This window comes from Pyramidobacter sp. YE332 (assembly GCF_033060595.1).
GTDB lineage: Bacteria > Synergistota > Synergistia > Synergistales > Dethiosulfovibrionaceae > Pyramidobacter.
The window spans coordinates 512,915-526,674 of record NZ_CP133038.1 but is presented as its reverse complement, the minus strand read 5'-3'; the positions used below and the strand labels follow the sequence as shown (position 1 = coordinate 526,674).

General features: G+C 60.1%; 10 protein-coding genes. 7 read left to right on the top strand and 3 right to left on the bottom strand.

What is annotated here, in order from left to right:
- The first annotated feature begins 230 nt into the window (after positions 1–230).
- Together RAH42_RS02470 and dinB are read left to right on the top strand one after the other, a co-directional pair.
- Positions 231–599 carry an MGMT family protein gene (locus RAH42_RS02470; RefSeq protein ID WP_317539892.1) on the top strand — a complete coding sequence of 123 codons (369 nt, stop codon included), beginning with the start codon at positions 231–233 and terminating at the stop codon, positions 597–599.
- A 51-nt stretch (positions 600–650) separates the two neighbouring features.
- The gene (gene dinB / locus RAH42_RS02465) at positions 651–1,916 is read left to right on the top strand and encodes a DNA polymerase IV (RefSeq protein ID WP_317539891.1); all 1,266 of its coding nucleotides are present in this window, start codon (positions 651–653) and stop codon (positions 1,914–1,916) included.
- Positions 1,917–2,000: 84 nt separating this feature from the next.
- Here the strand turns inward: dinB and RAH42_RS02460 are convergent, their stop codons facing one another.
- Positions 2,001–3,155 (bottom strand): sugar diacid recognition domain-containing protein, encoded by a 1,155-nt coding sequence (locus tag RAH42_RS02460; RefSeq protein ID WP_317539890.1) that lies wholly within the window; start codon positions 3,153–3,155, stop codon positions 2,001–2,003.
- A 226-nt stretch (positions 3,156–3,381) separates the two neighbouring features.
- Here RAH42_RS02460 and RAH42_RS02455 point away from each other — a divergent pair, with 226 nt between their 5' ends.
- The 5 genes from RAH42_RS02455 (at position 3,382) to RAH42_RS02435 (ending at position 9,280) form a co-directional block, all read left to right on the top strand.
- Complete coding sequence (locus RAH42_RS02455; RefSeq protein WP_317539889.1) at positions 3,382–4,542, top strand: glycerate kinase; 1,161 nt, start codon at positions 3,382–3,384, stop codon at positions 4,540–4,542.
- Positions 4,543–4,552: 10 nt separating this feature from the next.
- Positions 4,553–5,788: a hypothetical protein gene (locus tag RAH42_RS02450; RefSeq protein WP_317539888.1), complete on the top strand. Its 1,236-nt coding sequence runs from the start codon at positions 4,553–4,555 to the stop codon at positions 5,786–5,788.
- Between the two features lie 188 nt (positions 5,789–5,976).
- A complete protein-coding gene (locus tag RAH42_RS02445) occupies positions 5,977–7,128 on the top strand; it encodes a succinylglutamate desuccinylase/aspartoacylase family protein (RefSeq protein WP_317539887.1) in 1,152 nt (383 codons plus the stop codon).
- A gap of 26 nt (positions 7,129–7,154) precedes the next feature.
- Positions 7,155–7,709, top strand: coding sequence for a DUF6305 family protein (locus RAH42_RS02440; RefSeq protein ID WP_317539886.1), 555 nt, complete (start codon positions 7,155–7,157; stop codon positions 7,707–7,709).
- A 104-nt stretch (positions 7,710–7,813) separates the two neighbouring features.
- Positions 7,814–9,280 carry a C69 family dipeptidase gene (locus RAH42_RS02435; protein WP_317539885.1) on the top strand — a complete coding sequence of 489 codons (1,467 nt, stop codon included), beginning with the start codon at positions 7,814–7,816 and terminating at the stop codon, positions 9,278–9,280.
- Positions 9,281–9,440: 160 nt separating this feature from the next.
- Here RAH42_RS02435 and RAH42_RS02430 read toward each other — a convergent pair whose 3' ends face one another.
- Complete coding sequence (locus RAH42_RS02430; protein ID WP_317539884.1) at positions 9,441–12,482, bottom strand: efflux RND transporter permease subunit; 3,042 nt, start codon at positions 12,480–12,482, stop codon at positions 9,441–9,443.
- Positions 12,479–13,651: an efflux RND transporter periplasmic adaptor subunit gene (locus RAH42_RS02425; RefSeq protein WP_317539883.1), complete on the bottom strand. Its 1,173-nt coding sequence runs from the start codon at positions 13,649–13,651 to the stop codon at positions 12,479–12,481. The genes RAH42_RS02430 and RAH42_RS02425 overlap by 4 nt, the downstream gene beginning before the upstream one ends.
- Between the last annotated feature and the right edge of the window lie 109 nt (positions 13,652–13,760).

The window sequence follows — 13,760 nt, the reverse complement described above, 5'->3', positions numbered from 1 at the left end:
AATATCATCGTTAATTTCTCTTGTTTCTTTGCCGGATTCGCTTTCGGCGACGCGGCAGCCGTACGAACTGCGCGCGGCGCATCTCCGTCCCGCGGGAAGAAACCGGCCGTATTGACTTTGTCAGGCGCGAATGAGATACTCATAGTGTCTAAATAACTTTGTTGATGACAAATTGATTTTCGACCGCGCAGGCGCCGTTTTGCGCAGACGATCAAACAGGAGGCGAACCGATGAGAAACGAAAAATTTGCGGGCGAGATCCCCGTCACGCCGGCCTTTGAACGGGCCGTCCATAAGATCGTGGCGGCCATTCCCAGAGGGAAAGTCGCCACCTACGGTCAGGTCGCGGAAATGGCGGGAATGCCCGGCGCCGCCCGCGAGGCGGGACACGTGATGTCCCGCGTCAGAGCGGAACAGGATCTCCCCTGCCACAGAGTCGTGAACAAGACGGGAACGCTGGCGCCCGACTTCGCCTTCGGCGGGCGGGAGCGGCAGCGCAGTATGCTGGAAGCGGAAGGCGTCACGTTCCTCGCCGACGGCCGCATCGACATGTCGCGGCATCAATGGGGCCGCGGCGAACAGCTGACGCTGTTTCCGTAAAGGACCGTCAGGCGTCGCGTACGAATAGCGCGGGGAAAAAGGAGGGGGACCATGACACAAGCGGCCGTAAAGACGCCCATACAAAGGACCGTCATCCACGTCGACATGGACGCGTTCTACGCCGCAGTCGAGATCCGCGACAACCCGGCCCTGAAAGGCCGGCCGCTGATCATCGGCGCGCTGCCCGACGAGCGCGGCGTCGTCGCCACGTGCAGCTACGAAGCGCGCCGGTTCGGCGTGCGTTCGGCCATGAACATCAAGGAAGCGTACCGGCGCTGCCCGCGGGGGATCTTCATGCACCCCAACCGGGAAAAGTACCGCCGGGCTTCGGCCCGGCTGCACGCCATCTGGAGTTCTTACGCCGACGCCGCCGAATACGTGGCGCTCGACGAAGGCTATCTCGACGTCACCCGTTCCGCGCGCCGGTTCGGCGGCGCCCGGCGCGTCGCCCGCCTCATCAAGGAGCGCACGAGGGCCGAAACCGGCCTGACCTGCTCCGTCGGCATCGGCTACTCGAAAACGTCCGCCAAGCTCGCCAGCGAGGAAAAGAAGCCCGACGGCTACTTCGAGATCCTCACGCCGCAGGATTTCATCGACCTCATCGTCGACCGCGACATCACCGTGCTCTACGGCGTCGGCGCCAGGACCGCGGAAAAACTCTACCACGCCGGCATCCACACCGTGCGCGACGTCCAGAACAACCGCGAACGGCTCGCCGCCCTGCTCGGAGACAAAACCGGACGGCACCTCGCCGAACTGTCCCTCGGCATCGACGACCGCCCCGTCACTCCCGCCGACACCGCCGACGCCAAGTCCGTCAGCCGCGAAGTCACGTTCCAGAAAGACACCTCGCATTTCGGCTACCTGCGCGACGTGCTCCTGCTGCTGTCGTTCGACCTGGGCGGCAGGCTGCGCGCGCTCGGCCTCAACGGGCGCACCGTCACGATCAAGGCGACCTACTGGAACATGAAGACCGTCACACGCTCCCGCAGCGGCGAAAGCGTCGACCATCCCTACGAGATCTATCAGGCGGCCTCGGCCCTGCTCGCCGGGATCGAGAAGAGCGCCGTGCGCCTGATCGGCGTCGGCCTCCAGAACCTCAGCGAAACGTACGCGCGCCAGCTCACCTTCGATACTCTCGGCGGCGAACGCGAACGCCGGCACGCCGAATGCCTCCGCGCCCGCCTGCTGGACCTGCAGCGCCGTTACCGCGTGGACCTGCGCCCGGCGCTGCAGGACGAGACCGGAGAACTTCTGTACCACGTCATCGACCTGATGCAGACCCGCGTCTTCCCGACGACGCCCAACGGGGCATGAAAAAGTTCCGCGGCACACCGTTGGGTCGGTGTGCCGCGGAACTTTTTCATGCCCCGTTTTCTCTCGGCGTTTCGACCGCCCGCTTTATAAATGCAGCGCGCCGGCCGCCGCGTCGGATCTCAGCGTCTTGAGAATGGCGAGGGCGACCTCGAAGATCGCCGCATTTTTCAGGCTGCGCGGATCGAGACGGGTCAGTCTGTGGATGCGGCGCAGCTTGTACTGCACGGTATTCTTGTGCAGACAAAGCTCTTTCGCAGCGGCCTGAATCGAACCGTTGCAGCGAAAATAGACGGGCAGGAAATCCATGATTTCGCCGCAGTCGCGCTCGGAACACCCGCGAAAAAGGCGCGCGATGAAATCCCGGCGCGCTTTGAGGGGCATTTCGCCGGCGATAAATTCGATATCGACGCCGTTATAAAAGGCGCAGCGCTCCCCATTCTGCACCGCGGCCCGAAGCGCCTTGCCGGCGCGATCGTAAGCGCCGCGCACGTGCCGGCAGTCGACAGGCTCGGCGTCGATGCCGATGAAAGAGCGAAAACCGCAGCGCTCCACGTTTTCATAGACGCGGCCGGCCATCTCGCGCAGCCGCTCCTCGTCGACGGGAGATACGAAACAGACATAACGGAAAGGCAGTTTGTAGTAAAAACCTCCCGTCGCCTCCCGCACGACCTGCCGGACCGCCTCCTCGACGCGACCGAGGCGCTCCTGCTCTTCCGCCGCGCCGCGCTGCTCCAGCGCGACGACAAAAATCTGAAACGGCTTGCGGATGTCGATGCCGAGCTCGAGCCCGCGCTCGACGAAACGCTCGCCGACCAACTCTGCGGACGAGAAAAGCCATTCCTCCATGAACTGGCTCCACATGGCGGCGCGAAGCTGCTTCTGACGCTCGCCCCAGGAATCCAGCAGCAGGATCTCGGTCATCTTCTTGATGATCTGGCTGTATTGCTGCACCTCGTTCCCTTTGCCGGTGATGCCGATCACGCCCACCGTCGCGCCTTCGAAGCAGACGGGCAGGTTGATGCCCCTGCGGGCGCCCGGATATTCGCCGTCGCCGCTCACGACGAGCTCGCCGAGCCCCTGCCGAAGCAGTTCGCGCGCGCCGCCGTGGAACGTGCCGAGCCGTTCCGGATCGGTGCTGGCGATGATGATGCCTTGCTCGTCCATCATGTTGACGTCGTGTCCGATGATGGAACTCATTTCGGTGACGATGCGCATGGCGCTGTCGCGAGAGATGTTCATCTTACAGAGTCCTCCTCCGTTTGCGAGGCGCGCGCCCCCCGCGTCCTCCAGGACGCGCGTCGGGACGCGAAAACGCGTCTTGAAAAAACGCCTGCACAAGAACGGGATGTTTTTCATAACAGTATTATACATAAAATTTTATTTTACAAGACATGGCAATGGCGTACGACTTTTTTATAATCGTTTTACGGAATTCGAATACCCCGGCTTGAAGGAGACGATCAGCGTGAAGATTGTGGTGGCGCCGGATTCATTCAAGGGATGCTGCACGGCTGCGGCAGCTTCGCGCGCGTTCGCGCAAGGGATCGCGACCGTTTTTCCGCAAGCCGAGGTCGTGCGTCTGCCCGCGGCCGACGGCGGCGAGGGCACGGCCGCCGCGCTGCTGTCGGCGCTGGGCGGCGCGAAGAAAACGGCGAACGTTACAGGCCCCTTGGGCGAACCGGCCGCAGCCGAGTTTGCGATCCTGCCCGACGGGACGGCCGTCATCGAGACGGCGGCGGCTTCGGGGCTGCCGCTGGTACCGCGTCAAAGGCTGGATCCGCTGCTCGCCACAAGCCGCGGCACGGGAGAACTGATCCGGGCGGCGCTGGACGAGGGCTGCCGGAAATTTCTGATCGGCCTCGGCGGCTCGGCGACGAACGACGCGGGCATGGGCATGGCGCAAGCCTTGGGCGTTTCGTTTTCCGACGCCGCGGGGCGCGAACTCGGCCCCGGCGGCGCCGGGCTGGAGCGGCTGGACCGCATCGACGCGTCGCGCCTCGATGCGCGGCTGGCGGGATGCCGCTTCACGGCGGCCTGCGACGTGAGAAACCCGCTCTGCGGACCGGACGGCGCGTCGACGGTCTACGGGCCGCAAAAGGGCGCGACGCCCGAGATGATCGCGCGGCTTGACGCGGCGCTGTATCGTTTCGCGCAGACCGCGCGGCGCGACCTGGGGCGCGACGTACTGGACGTTCCCGGCTGCGGCGCGGCCGGCGGACTGGGAGCGGCGCTGGTCCTGTTCTGCGGCGCCCGGATCCAGCCGGGTATCGACACCGTGCTCGACCTGATCCATTTTGACGCGCACATGAGCGGCTGCGATCTGGTGATCACCGGCGAAGGCAGCATCGACGGGCAGTCAGCATACGGCAAAGTGCCCGTCGGCGTGGCCCGGAGAGCCAAACGTCACGGGCGGATCCCCGTGGCGGCCGTCGTCGGCGCCATGAAACCGGGCGCAGAAAAAGTATACGACCACGGCATCGACGTGATCATGCCGGCGGCGACAGGCCCAATGACGCTCGACGAGTCGATCGCCCGCGCCCCGGAATTGCTGTCCGGCGCGGCGGAACGGCTGATGCGCATCGTCAGAATGATGTTAAAACACGTCCACCTAAGCACAGAACAATGAGGTGACATCAGTGAACTTTTTAAGAAAAATCCATATGCCAGTTGCCTTCTATCTGCTCTTGGTCAGCGTTGTACTTTCGCTGGCAACGGGATACGGAGTGCCGTATCGGCAGTTAATCGAAGGTGAGTTTGGTTATTTGAATATTGTCGTGGTCATCCTGACAGGTGTAATGTTCCTCCGCGTTTATGAAGCTAGTGGCGCAATTGACCTGTTGATGCAGCGCTTGGCCCGTATGATGGACCGTCATCCGTCGTTTTTCCTGTTTACTGTCATGGCGCTGCTCTATATACCTGGTATGTTTACCGGTTTAGGAGTTCCAGCCGTGTTGATCATTGGCGGGCTGGCCTATCCATTGCTGATAGAAATGGGCTTCGTTCCTGAAAAAGCGGTGGCTTTTATATCTCTCGGCGCCATGCTGGGCAGCGTTACCGGGCCGCTCAATATCCCTGTTATGATCATTGCCTGTGCGATTAACATGCCTTATGAAGGGTTTGGACTCGTTCTGCCAGCAATTACAATTCCATTGGGAATCATGATCGTATTGTGTATGGGGACTAAGATAGCACGCCGTTTTAAAACATCTGAGAATCATAAGTTGACGAACAATCCGCTCTCTAGTGTTCTAAAACCTGTTGTATACCTCCCCATCTTTGTACTCCTTCTGCTAATTGGCCTGCCCCGTGCATTCCCCAGACAGGTTCCCGACCTTGGCACACCGTTGGCGTTCACAACAGCCATGTTATGTGTGTTACTGACAGGACATGTCAAAGGCATGGGGACGGTGTTGCTCAGATCGATCGACAATCCCGTGCTCGACACAGCGGCACTGCTCCTTAGCGTCGGTGTTCTGGTGCAGATCGCAACGTTGACCGGCATCAAAGGTGACATCATCACCTCTTGTATGAGCCTGCCGCCAGTTGGTATTTATCTGGTTCTGCTGGTTGCGCTGCCGTTGTTGGGCGGTGCGGTTTCCATGCTAGGCGGTGCAGCGCTGTTTGGACTGCCGTTGGTTCTGGCTCTGCTGGGACATAACACGATCGTGGTTACGGCCGGCTGCTCGGTACTGTGTGCTTTGAGCCAGCTTATTCCGCCCACAGCCATCGTAAGCAAGGTCGCCGGTGAAGTGCTGGGGGTCAATGATTACGGCAAGATCTTGCATTCCATGATGCCGTATATCATCATGATCGCTCTGTTCTCGCTGCTTTTCGTGATTTTTTCCAACACGATTGCTCGTGTATTCGTATAGGTGGTGGTTTGAAAATGGGCATTTATAATGGAATCACATGGTGCTACCGTCTCATTTTCATCCTGATAGCTATGCTGTTCGCCGTTAATATCTTCAGGCATAATTCGATGACGAAAAAAATTCTCGGTGTCATCATTCTATTGCCATTGTTGCTGCGCCTGTTCAACATCAAATAGGTGGCGGAGACCATGGATAAAAGAATCTTTTCCTCCGACAATCTCATCAAATCGCTCTGCGCATTTGCCATTCTTGGCGGACTGTTCGTCGGCAGTCGGAAGGTCTTCATTGAATCGCGACAACAGTTCCCTATTTATCCCAGCGCTGCTCTGACTCGTATCGCCCGTCTCAGCGAATATTTCGACGACGTCCGAGGGACGACAGCCGACGGTGAGGTTTATGTGTTCGACAGCGGCATGCCCGGCGCTTCTATGCTAATCCTCGGCGGCACACATAACGACGAGCCTTCAGGTCACGTCGCCGCAATTGTGATGATTGAAAATCTTCGCGTGAAAAAAGGGCGCGTTTTTATCGTGCCACGCGCCAATCCCAGCGGTCTGACACATACGACGCCACTGGAAGGTTTCCTCGACCGCTATTACGTTGATACACCGAACGGCAAACGCTGGTTCAAGTTCGGTTCGCGCTACACCAACCCCATCTACCAGTGGCCAGACCCCGATATTTTTGTACATCACCAGTCGTTGCAGAGCATGGCTGGCGAAGAATCGCGCAATCTGAACCGCTGCTGGCCCGGCCGTCCAGACGGTACCTATACGGAAAAGCTCGCATACGCTTATATGGAACTGATGCGCAAGGAAAAAATTGATCTTGCCGCCGACTTTCACGAAGCGCCGTTGGAATATTTCTTAATCAACGCTATCTGCTATCCCGAGAAGAGCAACAAAGTGGCGTTGGGAGCCGAATTCAACCTCTCCATGGAAGATCTGCAGTACACCATGGAGGCCTCTCCAGGCAACCTTCATGGATTCTTTCATCGCGAAGTTGGCGATTACTCCCCCACAACCATGCCGTTCCTGATGGAAACTCCCAATCCGTCACAGGGTCGTTTCCATGGCAAAATGACAAACGACTTGATCGTAACCGGTCAGGATATAAACTATATCAAAGCCGGCAAACTGGGACGCCTGTTCGTTGATATGGATGAAAATGGTTGGCCATTGTCGTTGCGCGTCGCGCGTCAGATCAAGAGCGCTGAAGAAATTATCAATTCCTTTAATGAGCTTTATCCAGATCGCGCCATTGAAGCAGAGAGCATTCCGTCGTACAGAGCAGTTGTGGAAAAAGGTGTGGGAGCCTTCCTTCACGCACCAGAGAAATAAAATGATATTGTTAAGGAGGAATCATTGTGAAAACGCTGAAAGTTGCCATTTTTGTTCTTCTGACCATAATGCTCATGACAGGCTCCGCTCTTGCACAGAATACCTTTGAGGCACCTGTGCTCATCACGTCAGCCGGTCAAAGCATCGAAGCGGCCACCGTAAATTTTCACTTTGAAAAGGCCAACATCAAGACCATTTTAGAAAATCTAGCCAAGCCCGCCAAGCTCGAAGGCATTAAAACTCTCGTCGTCGTTCCCGGACACAGCCTGAAAGGCCTCGGTAGCGCTGGTATCGACGAAACGTCCGAGCTGGCTCGCGTCAACGATCTGATCGAAGCCGCCCACACCGCCGGCATCCCCATCATTTGCGTCCACATTGGAGGCAAGGCCCGACGCGGGACCACCTCGCAACCTTTCATCGAAGCGAGTATGAAATACGCGGCCACCTGCATCGTTTATGACGCTGGCAATGAGGATGGTTATTTCACTGATACCTGTGCAAAGAATAACATTCCGTTGATCACTATGCCCAAGGCCGCCTTCCTCGCAAAGAACCTAAAAAAGCTGTTTCCCAACCAATAAATTCGCAAAAACCAGGTGCAGTACAGGCACCGCTGCAATACGCACTCGGTGCCTTCAGGTAAAAAGCTTTAAACGTTGTTCAATTCATGAAAGGAGAATGTTCTATGCGTAACGGACTCAGAAAGTTAAGTGTTGCTATGGCTATTGTTTCTCTGGTTGCTAGTGTGGCCGCAGCATGTGACATGGTTGTCGTTACCCCCAAGGGTAGCGCTGACGGCAACATGATGTGGGCCAAGAATAGCAATCGGAACAACGAAGAGTGCATGACCTTCAAGTTCCATCAAGGTGGCAATCATGCCGTCGGCGAGACCGTCAAAGTCAGCCACTGCGAAATCCCCCAAGCTCCTGTTACTTACTCCGTGATTGGCGCTGAACCCTACTGGGGCTGGGGTGGCGAGATCGAAATGAATGAAAAAGGCGTCTGTTGCGGAAACGAATTGATCCTTACCAAAGACCCTGTTCATCATGAGGAAGAGGGTATGAATGGCCATGACCTGAACCGGCTTGCTGTTGAGCGCGGCGCCACCGCTTATGAAGCTATGCATGTCATCATTGACATGATCGAAAAATACGGTCAGGGAGGCAATGCTAATCCTCCCAGCGCTTCCGACCTGTACGTATACTGGAATTCCTTCCTGATTGTTGATCCTCATGAGGCCTGGGTGCTTGAGACCTCAGACCGCCGCTGGATCGCCCGCAAGATCGATCCTAATGAAGGTGTTTTCGCCCTCACCAACATGTGCTCCATCGGCGCTGTTTACGATGAGTGCAGCGAGGACCTGATCCAGCATGCCATCGACAAGGGCTGGCATGCCGCTGGCGACGAATTCAACTTCTTCAAAGTTTACAGCCAGATCAACCCTCGCCCCAATTTTGAGACTAAAGGCCGCCGTGCTTATGACATGCTTGCCAAGAAAATGGGTAAGATCGTCCCCTCAGACATCATGGAAGTTATGAGAGACAACAAACTGGCCGGTTCGTTCCTCGAATCGCGTTTCGGCATGGCCAAGGTCACTCGCGCCCTCAGCGAGCATATGATCGGCAACAGCATTGCCGGCAGCGCCGTCGTTCAGATGCGCACGAATCCCGAGATTCCTGAAGCGATGCGTACTCTGATCTGGGCCGCCATGGCTTCGCCAGACTGCTCCGGTTATCGTCCGTTCTACTTTTGCGCCAAAGTTCCTGAAGAGCTTTCCATTGGCGAAAATACCTACGACATCAAGTCGCCCTGGTGGTGCTTCGATATGCTCGATCGCATGGCCCGCGCCAACGAAGATTGCTACTTCGACGTGCTCAAGGCTATCTGGACGCCTTACGAAAACCGCATGTTCAACGAGAACAAGATGATGGAAAAGCAGGCTATCAAATTGTTCGACGCAGGTAAAGACGAGGAAGCAAAAAAACTTATCAGCGACTTCGTCCAAACTTACTGTGACAAGAGCTGGGACATCGCCAAGGGACTTCAGGGCGTGTTCAAGGAACTCAACAAGGTCGTCCCTGGCCCCAAGGTCAACCTGATTGATCCTGAAGGCGTCAGCAACAAAAACGCCAAGGTCGTGCTGTTCCAGTAACATCCACATGTTGCACTGATTCTTGAAGGATGCAGGCTCGAAGACAAGACGGCCGAAACGCGAAAGGAAAATTCCCTTCGCGTTTCGGCCGTCTTATCGTCCGCACCAAACGTCGGCGTTCGATTTTTCAGTCCGGCCGCCGCGGCGCGGACGCTTTCGGTCAGTCGCGTTTTCTCGGCGGGCAGGGGACGTTGTAGACGACGGCGGTGAGGACGGGGATGACGATCAGGGTCAGGATGGTGCTCACGGTGAGCCCGGCCATGATGGTGACGGCCATGGGGCCGAACATCAGGTCCCAGATCAGCGGGACCATGCCGAGCACGGTAGTGAGCGCCGACATGGCGACGGGGCGCAGGCGTCCGACGCCGTCCACGACGATGGCTTCGTAGCGGTCGCGCCCGGCGGCGAAATCGGCGCTGACCTGATCGAGCAGCACGATCGAGTTCTTGGCCAGCATCCCCACAAGGCTGAGCAGGCCGACGATGGCCAGAAAGCTCATGTTCATGCCGGCCAGCCACAGTCCGGGGACGACGCCGATGAGGATCAGCGGCAGCACGCCGAAGATGATCAGCGGCTGGCGGAAGCCGTTGAACAGGAACACCATGATCGTGAACATGATCAGCAGCGCGGGCAGAAAGGCCACCTTCATGCCGCCGATGGCGTCGTCGGAAAGTTCCTTCTCGCCGCCCCATTCCAGCGAGTAACCCACGGGCAGCTCGATGGCCTCGATCGGGGCGCGCACGCGTTCCAGCATGGCGTCGGCGTTATGCCCCAGCTTGACCTCGCTGGCCACGGTGAGCACGCGGCTGCGGTTGCGGCGCATGACGATGTTGTCCTCGTAATCCACGTCGAGGGACGAGATCACGGTGCCCAGCGGCACGGTGGCGTTCGCGGCCGGCGCCCAGACGGGTAGCGATTTGATCCGGTCGATCTGGTTGCGCTGCTCCGGCACGAGGGCCGCCATGATCGCCAGCGTTTTGTCGCCGTCGCGGAACGCGCCGATCGGCAGCCCCGTGGTGGCGATGAGCAGAGCCTGATTGAGCTGCGGGCGCGTCAGGCCGAGATTCTGCATCTGATCCTTGAGCACGCGCGGATGGATCACTTCCACAGGCTGGCGCCAGTCGATGCGCGCGAAATTGTGGCTGGGATCGGCCTCGACGATGCGCAGCGCCTGTTCGCCCAAATCGCGCAGTACGGCCGGATCCTCGCCGTAAAAGCGGGCTTCGAGTTTCGGCGCCATGCCGCTGCCCTTGGAGAAGAGCTTGCACACGCCCGTCAGCTGCGGCATTTCCTCGTCGAGACGTTTCTGCGTCCGCAGCAGCATGGCGCGGGTGTCTTCGGGATCTTTCATCTCCACCAGCAACTGCGCGTAGGCTGTGTCGGGATCGGGCGGCGAATAGGTGAGCATGAAGCGCAGACTGCCGCCGCCGATGAAACCGGTGACGTTTTTCACGTTGGGCTGCGAGCGCAAAAACCGCTCCAGATCCATGGCGGCGGAACGCTGCGCCGCCAGCGACGCGCCCTCGTCGCTCCACAGATCGACGGTGTAGTAGACCGTGTTGGCGTCCGGGAAGAACGACGTGTCAAGGCGCGCCAGACCCCAGCAGGAGAGCGCGAACAGCGCCGCCGTCAGCGCCATGGAGATGAAACGATGGCGCAGGCAGCTCTCGAGCAGGGCTCGGTAGGCGCGGAACAGCGGCCGGTCGTAAGGGTCGTCCTTCTGCGGCGACGGCTTGAGCATGAGCTGTCCGAAGACGGGCGTCACGGTCAGCGCCGCGCCCCAGCTCAACATCATGGAGATGCCCACGACCTGCAGCAGCGAGCGGCAGAACTCGCCCGTGCTGTCCTGCGACAGGCCGATGGGGGCGAAGGCCAGCACGGCGATGAAGGTGCCGCCCAGCATGGCCCATTTGGAGCCTTCTACGGCCTGATCGGCGGCGTCTTCGGCGTTCATGCCGCGCTCCACGCCGACGAGCATGCCCTCGGAAACGACGATGGCGTTGTCCACCAGCGAGCCGAGCGCGATAATCAGCGAGGCCAGCGAGACGATCTGCAAAAAGATGCCGCAGGCGTTCATGATCGCGAACGTGCCCGCCACGGTGAGCAGTAGCACGGCGCCGATGATCAGCCCGGTACGCATGCCCATGAACACGAGCAGCACGCCGACGACGATGGCCAGCGACTCGATCAGGTTGACGATGAAATTCTGCACCGAGCGCGTCACCTGGTCGGACTGCATGTAGATCTCGTTCAGCTCCATGCCGATCGGGCGGTGCACTTCCAGCTCGCGCAGGCGCCTCGAAACGCCCTCGCCCATCGTCACGACGTTGCCGCCGGTGACCGTGGCGATGCCGATGCCCAGCGCCGGACGGCCGTTGAAACGCATCATGAAACTCTGCGGATCGACGAAATCGCGGCGCACCGTCGCCACCTCGCGCAGGCGGATCAGCTGCCCGCCGACGCCGCCGATGACGAGATCGCCGATGTCGTCCACCGACATGATGGCGCCCGTCGGCGAGACGCGCACAAAGCGGTCGCCGAGCGTCGTCGTGCCCAGAGCCGAAAGCGTGTTCTGCTGGTTCAGCACGTTGAAGATGGCTCCCGGCGACAGCCCCAGCGACGACAGGCGCGTGGCCGAGAACTCCACGTAAACGGCTTCCTTCTGCTCGCCGAGGATCTTCACGCTGGCCACGCCGGGCACGAGCACGAGCTGCTTTTTGAGGAAATCGGCGTAATCCCACAGCTCCTTCATCGTGTACCCGTCTCCGACGAGCGCGTAATACTGACCGTAAACGTCGCCGAAGTCGTTGTCGACCATGATCGTGCTGCCGGCGGGCATGAAGACCTGCACGTCGTTCAGCTTCTGGCGCAGCACGTCCCAGATCTCCGGCAGGTCTTTCGACGCGTATTTATCCTTGATGTCCACGTAGACGATCGCCATGCCGGGAACGGAACGCGAGCGGATGCGCTTGATCTCGCCCATGGCCTGCACGGCGTCCTCGACGCGGCTGGTCACTTCGCGTTCCACCTCGTAGGCCGTGGAGCCCGGATAGACGATGGTGACCACGGCGGTCTTGATCGTGAAAGAAGGGTCTTCCAGCTTGCCGATGCGGAAATACGCCGCCACGCCCGCGATCGCCACCAGGGTGCAGAGGAACAGGACGACGGCGCGGCGTTTCAGACTGGCGCGCGCGACGCTCATGACCGTTCACCGGCTTTCATCAGGCGGACTTTCTGACCGTCCTTCAAAAAATGCACGCCGGCCGTGACGATCAGGTCGCCGTCGCGCAGCATCTTTCCGCTCACTTCGAGGCGGGCGCCCTTCCAGCCGGCGACAGCGACGGGCACGCGCCGGACCTGCCCGTCTTCGAAGCGCCACAGCCAGCGCGCTCCGTCCTCGCCGGTCAGCACGGCCGGCTCGGGCACGAGGAAGCGGTTTTTCGCCGCGCCGGCGGAGAAATCCACCGTCACGGTGACGGCCATGCCGGGCAGCACGCGCGCGCCCTCCGGCTGAGGCATGGTGACGGTGACGGGATACGTTTTGGTGCGCGGATCGGCCTGCGCGGCGAATTCCTTGAGGCGCACGGGGAACGACCGGCCCGCGATGGCGTCGAAGCGGGCCTCCATGCCGAAGGAGGCGGCGTATCGCGCCAGATCGCGGGCGTCGGCGCCGGCCGGCACGGGGGCGCTGAGCACGTCCTTGTCGGGCACGGCGAAGACGATCTCCAGCGTGGAAATGTCCTGAAGGCTGAGGATGGGCTGCTTGGGCAGCACGTCCTGAAACTTCTCGGCCATGCGGTCGACGACGACGCCGTCGAAGGGGGCGCGCAGCTCGGTGTCGCGCAGCGCGTCGGCGGCCGTGCGCGCCTGGGCCTCGGCCTGCTGCACGGCGGAGCGCGCCACGTTCAGCTGCGTCTTGTAGGCGTCGTACTGCGCCGCGGCGATGACTTTCTGCCTGTAAAGCTCGTCGTAACGTTTGAAGTTGGTGGCGGCGTCGCTGTACTGGGCGCGCGCCTGCGACAGCGCGGCCTGCGCCTGCGTCAGGCGGGTCTGGAAATCGCGCGGATCGATGCGGCCCAGCAGTTCGCCTTTCTTCACGGCGACGCCCTTTTCGGCCGGCAGTTCGAGCAGCGGCCCCGAGACGCGGAACGACAGGTTGACGCGCTGCGCCCCCTGCACGGTGCCGAAATAGCGATGTACGTTCTCGCCCGCGCCGCTGTCGAGCCTGACCGTGCGCACGGGGCGGACGATCTCCGGCTCGGGCTTCGGCTCGCGCAGCTGACGGAATCCCTCGATCCCCGCGCAGGCGGCGAAGATCGCGGCCAGCCCGGCGGCCATTTTCAGCAGCGAAAAAGCGGAAAACTTTTTCATCCTCATTCCTCCAGTGCCATTCTTTCGCTTCCGCAGGCGGCGAAAAAAACGCCCGCAAACTCCGGAAATCCACCGCGTTGATTGTACCACGCGCCCCATCCCTTTGCAC